The sequence below is a fragment of the Polaromonas sp. P1_E1_2 genome (assembly GCF_056406035.1).
In genome coordinates this window covers 1-6037 of sequence record NZ_JBFUAZ010000228.1, presented here as the reverse complement: position 1 = coordinate 6037, position 6037 = coordinate 1, and the positions used below count along the sequence as shown (strand labels likewise).

Below are 6037 nucleotides of genomic sequence, written 5' to 3'. Positions count from 1 at the left end.
AGTCGATCGGCATTTATGTCTAGAAACTCCAACCTAGTGTCCATGGTCTGCACGTTCTGGAATGTCTCGTCGTCTTGGAAATTGCCGCAGAGCGGATTGGGCGGCAAGGGGTTTGGCGGCGGACCGAAGTCGAACCCCGGCTTCTTCGRGCAAAGGACTTGGCGCGCAATAGGCTGCGTCAGTGCGTAGGCGGCGTCGGCTTTCCAGGTTTTCCCGCCGTCATTCAGGAAGGTCGTCGCCATCAGTTCATACGGGGACGGCGGCGGCGGTGGCGGATCTTGCGGATTGCCGCCGGGGGGGGGCACCGGCTGCACAGCGGCCTCACGCTCGACCAGGCTGGAATAGACGAGGTCGGTCAAACCATCGCCGTTGACATCGATAGCCCGCACACCGTAGGGACCAAATCCCTCCCTAGAAAAAGGCAAGGTGGGCACCAGCCCGGGCAGGACGTTCTTCTGCCAAATTCCCTTGCCCGTTTGGCAAGGGGCTTGCTTCATCTTCGTACAGTTGATATACGCTGCGCTCTCCAGCGTCACGATCGGCGCCATGCCGTAGCGAATCTGTACCTTTTCACGCGACACCAGCAAATCCGTCAATCCATCGCCATTGACATCGATCAGCAAGGCACCCGTGTCGCTGAAGTCTTCGGCCGACAGCGGTTCGGGCAACGCAAATTCAGGCTTTTCAGTCCATTTAGTTGAGCCCTTGGGGTCAAAAATCCAGGCTTTTGACTCAATACCCGAAACTTTCCTGACCGCCGACACAATGTCAGGGTAACCGTCCCCGTTTATATCGACGAAGCGGATACCCAGATCGATCTTATCGAAGGCGGCGATGTTGATGGTCGCGGGCAACCGATAGTCCCCGATCTCTTCCCATTTGCCACCGGAAGCCCGCGCGAAGATGAGCGGCGTGCTTAACTTGGCCCCTCCGCCGGCGAACATCATCAGGCGGCGCTGCGCCGTGCCCATGCTGTTGGCCACGGTCAAGGTTTGGAACACACCCCTCCTGCGCTTGGGGTCGCCCAACAGAGTGACTGGCGGGGCAAAACTCGGGTCGGAAACCCAGCTCGCACCCTGGTTCAGATAAGCATAACGCTCGGTCGCGCTGCGGCCATGCGCGAAGATGTCCGGTTGACCATCCCCGTCGACGTCGGCCACAGAAGCCACCTGCTCGCCGACGTCGCTCTTGGTCCGCCAGAACAAAACGGGAGGTACAGCAGCATCGGATTGCCATCCGTTGGCGGAAGCGATCAGGCCGCTGCGAAACGGCGCCTGCCCAAAGGTCTGGTACGCGGCCATCAAGCGCTGGCATTGGCCATCGGTCCCTACTGCCTGTACGGCCTCATGCGCGGGTACGGTTCCGAAGGTTGGCACAAAAGACGCGGCCATCTTTTCCCACTTGGCCGCGGTCGGCGCATAGACGGCGACACCACCCGCGCTCCCGGGATGCAGGTAAACGAGTTCACTGTTGCCGTCGCAATCCACGTCCAGCGCATAGACCCTGTCCAGGTCCGGCGCCGACGCGTCTCCCCGAAGCGGATGCGGCGGAGCGGGCAGTTTGCTCTTCTGCCAAGCAGCGCCCGCTAGCGTCACCATGCCGGAAAGAGGCGCACCCGCGCCGACTTGACGGTGCCAACCCAGCGAAATCGCGCCGTCACGCTTTATTAAAGCGATGCCGCTGGAAGCAAGCGATCCTCCGCGAATGGCAATCGGCAGCGCGGCCACTCGTTCCCACCCACCATCCGAACTAATGTAGGTCCCATCCAGGGCGGGCGACAGGCCGCTGACCAACATGTCCTCCATGCCGTCCCCGTTGATATCCGCCCACGCCACCGGAGAAGCCATGCCCTCCTGGTCAGCCGTAATCACCGGTGGCGCGTAAGTCTTGCCATTGGCTCCGGCTAGGCGATCCCAGCGACCATTGGCCGGGTCGAAATAGTAGGCGCCTGCGATTTCCTTCCCGCCTACGGCCAGCCGATAGACAACGGCTTGGTACGACTTCCCCCCTTTGTTTACACGAACGGCACGAAAGCCCTCCGCCAAGCGCCCCAGGCTGGGCAGGTCTGCGAAATCATCGCCCAGCCACGGCCTCTGCGCCCACTGGGGCACGGCGTGCGTATAAGAAAAATTCAGCGGGCGGAAGGAGGTACTCGAACCCTGCGCGGGTGTCGCCCCTGTTTCGTAGCCCGTTTCGGTCAAAGCCTTTAAGAAAAAGAAATTGGAACCCAGCTCCGTAGCCGCATCATAGGTGGGCGTGTAGGTTCGCAGGTACTGCATGCCATAGCGCGAATGAATGCGCTTCAGGCGCTTGCGCGCAGGAATGGCCTCTCCTTCGAGGAAGCGCACTTCATAGGGCGTCGCCAAGTCCTCGTATTCGAAATCGACCGCCGCATACGGCAGCATGGCGGCTTTGAGGTTGCCCGTGTACTCGATCTTCTTAATCTGGTAATCCATCGTCGCCGCTTCGGCGAGATAGGAAAACACCATGTAGTTGCCGGCTTGGTCCTCTACCCTGTCACACAGCCACATCATGGGTACGCCGGCCCCCCCTTTGCCGGCCACGCGCGAGTTGGCCGTCGAACCAAAGGAAAGCGTCAGGCCTGGACGCGTGTTTGCCACGAACTTGAGCGGCCCCGCCGGCGTCCAATCGTACGCCCGAATCCGCGTGTATGAATCTGTCCTAGTGCGGAACTCCACAAAGCGATCAGCCGGTTTGGCGCTCTTGCGGTTGTCCACAACCATGACCAGGCGCTCGCCGTCCAGCATGAGACCGTCATGTTCATTGAAAGCCACGCCGCGCACTATCCCATCGTCGGCCAGATTCCTAGTGCTGCGCTGAATAAGAGTCAGCCCCGTGAGGTTCCATCCGAAGCCATACGGTGACTTTCCAGCGCGGCTGCTGTAGGTGAGAGCAATCTTCGGTTCCATCCCGGACGTTCCGGGCGGCAGCTTGATAGGGATGGAATAGGCAGCGCCACCGTCCTGCGTGACGCTGAGGTTCCCGTCCGTTGAGCCAACGATAACCCGGTTTGCCGCCAGCACATGTCCCGCTATCGCAAATGTAAGGAGAACCAGTGCCCGGGCCATCGATGCAAATATCGATCGAGTCATGGGTTTCCTAGAAGTTCTTGGTAAAGCTCAGTCCGACGAAAGCCGCCGACTTGCGCTCGGCGGTGTTCGCGTTTTGAACCGACCGGTTAACTGCAAAATGCGCGTCCCAACGGACGTTACTTCCCGCTGCCCCACTAGCCAGCAATTTCAACGAAGCGCCCTCGGAACGTAGAACGKGCGTGCGCACGGCACTGGTACTTGCCCTGAACGCGATGTCCACGGGGCCTACGGTGCCCAGGCGCTGAGTAAGTACGGCGGAGTAACCATGTCGCCCGTTGCGACCTAGCGGTTGTTCGACAAAGACAAGGAGATGTGTGCCGGTGCTGAGATTGTTGGAGACGGACAGCCGGGCCGTGTCGCGCCCCCAGTTAATGCCGTTGCCCAGCCGTGTGTTGACGTAAGAGAGGTGGATGTCGACCAGCGGAAACTTGTGGCTGTACGCAAGCGCGAGTTCATGCCAACCAAAGGTGCCTGACGAAGTCCATGCCGAGGCGCTGAACCCGTAATAAGAAATCCCGGCGAAAGCGTGTGCGGAAGCACTGCGCCCTAGAACGACGTCTCTGTATTCAGAAACACTTGAAATTCCAGCTCCTGCTTCTACGTGCGCGCCGGGTTCGGGAATGTTTAGCTGCGCGATGGCGGCAGAACTCAGACAAGCTGCGCTCAAGCACGCACCTATCCGGGCGCAATGAATGCGCCAAAAGCCCCGTGAGAACATTGCGCCCCCCTTTTTGCTCCTTATACTATTTGTATATAGAGGTGACAATTGGCATTATTTACATAATCCACATCCTGTTCGGGCCATATTTTCTCAAAAATGGCAAGCCTACTTATTTGAGCGCGCTATTGCTCAAGCTCAGAACGCAGGAGCTGATCATTCGGGACGGCGATATCCAGGCGAAGTGACCCACCCTCTAATTAGAGGAGCAATAGAGCGTTTCAACCGTTTTGAGTAAGGCTAAGTGAATTTGGTGCAGCGCGATTGGACCGTAAGAAATGTATAGAGGTGTCCATGCGATCAACTGCAGATGCCCGCGCCACATCATCTAGATAAATCCACGACCACAGAAATTAATACTTCGGGGCTGTCTTTCGGATTTCTAAAGTATTTCCGGAATATTTAGAACAACCGCTCGTTGAGGCGCCCCGATTTCTCTGATTTATCCGCAAGACTTCAAAGCGCACGGACCTGGCTCGCAACACCGCGAAGAAGCACCAGAACGCAACGAACAAATGGTCTTCCGAATAAGAGGCGGCACAGACGATCTTAAGAGGCCGCAGAGAAAGTGGTTCAGGGCAAGGGCAAATGCCTATGAAAGATCGCCACGACTACCTTTTGGTTTGACTGCGGCACCGGTGCATGGATATGAATCCTATCCATGTGCGGCTGCAGCTTGGCGTGCCATTCACAATATATGGTTTTACCCCTGATCACTACTTCACGAGCCTCTCTAGACTCCTTCTTGTCGAAGACGTTTGGTTTCTCCGGTGCCATAACTAGTCCCAAATTGTGGAAGCGCCGCTCGATAATCTGATGGGATGGGGTGGCATTCATGTCGTCCCCTGCTGGCTCGCCTCGGACTAAGGCTGGTGGAGGAAAAGTAAACACCCAGTGTGCGTGGTCATCAAGTGCAGCTAAGTATTTATAGACAGTTCTACGCAGGGCAATATATGAACTAAGGTCGTTCAATCCGCCCCACGCCGTGGTGGGAAAATAAAGATCGGGATAGGCATGAGGTGCCTGACTTTGAAGCACATCCCTACCTCCCCCCAAAATTTCGATTGAGTCACGCCAGAAATTTCGATGCTGAATTTCATCGGTGACCCAGTGGACAGTAGCGCTTCCATGTGCGGTAGTTGTCAGATGCTGGCCACTTCGACGAAGTCCCAAGCATCCTGTCGGACGCCCCGTTCTAACGCAATGGTGCGCCCATGCGACATCTGGATTCGCTGCCGGCATCCCCTCATCTATTTTCACAAGAACGGTCTCGGCGCCATCCGGCTCTTCTGCCTCATCGTAATAAGGAGGATTAGTCAGCCAGGCCGTGAGTTCCTGCCAAATCTCTGGGGTAAGCCTCATCGGTGAGTCAGGCGAACTAAGACTCCAGAGATCTATTGTCTCTAACATAGCTCGCGTTTGAAGCTCTCTTCCTATCCAAACGATTTCTGCTCGTGCGCGAGCCTGAAAGAGTCGATCTAGAAGACTCTCAATTGCCTCGATTACTTCGGCTTCACTCCAACCATCAAAACTCCATTCAGAGCTATCTACGACAAAGGCCACATTCAGCCCCCCTCTGGAGCTATTGAAACTGGTACGGCAACTGCTGGCCGCCGAAGGCGTCCAAGTGTGGAGACATCGATTTGATATTGATCAAAAAAACCGCGCGGCCAGTCGGAGACCGACCCTACCGCGGAAAATTTAAGATGTTGTACAGCAGACGCGTGATCACCGACGGGATCAAAAAAATGAACAAGTGCCTTCTCATGAGACAGATAAGCATATTCAGCGATAGCTCTTCTAACACCATTGAGTACATGATCCGAATGAGTTTCCAAGATGACCTGAACGCCCCGCCCAGCGAGCCATGCCAAAAAAACGCCCATACGCGATTGACCAGCGGGATGTAGGTGAGCTTCCGGATTTTCAACGACGAGGAGACCACCAGGCCGCGCCGTAAGACCTGCAAGAATAATAGGCAGAGCATAAGACACGCCAAACCCCATGTTGGGAGCGCGAACCCATTCCCCTCCAGGGCTACGGAACTGAAGCGCGGTAAAAGCCGAACCTGGATAGAACACCGGATCAATCTCGATCGGGCGAGCGATCTGCCCCAACCAGCGCTCGACTTCATATTTCAAAAAACTGGGTCTGTCCTCATCTTTTTCAGGGTGTATGCGTTGCTTGTCTTCGAGCGGTTTACTTC

Annotated in this window: 4 protein-coding genes; all 4 read right to left on the bottom strand. The window is 56.7% G+C overall.

The genetic code is table 11. The features are described from left to right. On the bottom strand, positions 1 to 3113 hold a 3113-nt coding region (locus AC1D1P_RS12110), incomplete at its 3' end, for an FG-GAP-like repeat-containing protein (protein WP_477673147.1). A gap of 7 nt (positions 3114 to 3120) precedes the next feature. Then, the gene (locus tag AC1D1P_RS12105; RefSeq protein WP_477673146.1) at positions 3121 to 3780 is read right to left on the bottom strand and encodes a hypothetical protein; all 660 of its coding nucleotides are present in this window, start codon (positions 3778 to 3780) and stop codon (positions 3121 to 3123) included. 624 nt (positions 3781 to 4404) lie between these two features. Further along, a complete protein-coding gene (locus AC1D1P_RS12100) occupies positions 4405 to 5394 on the bottom strand; it encodes a hypothetical protein (protein WP_477673145.1) in 990 nt (329 codons plus the stop codon). Between the two features lie 2 nt (positions 5395 to 5396). Further along, positions 5397 to 6037 (bottom strand): AAA family ATPase (locus AC1D1P_RS12095; protein ID WP_477673144.1); only part of this gene is annotated, 641 nt, incomplete at its 5' end.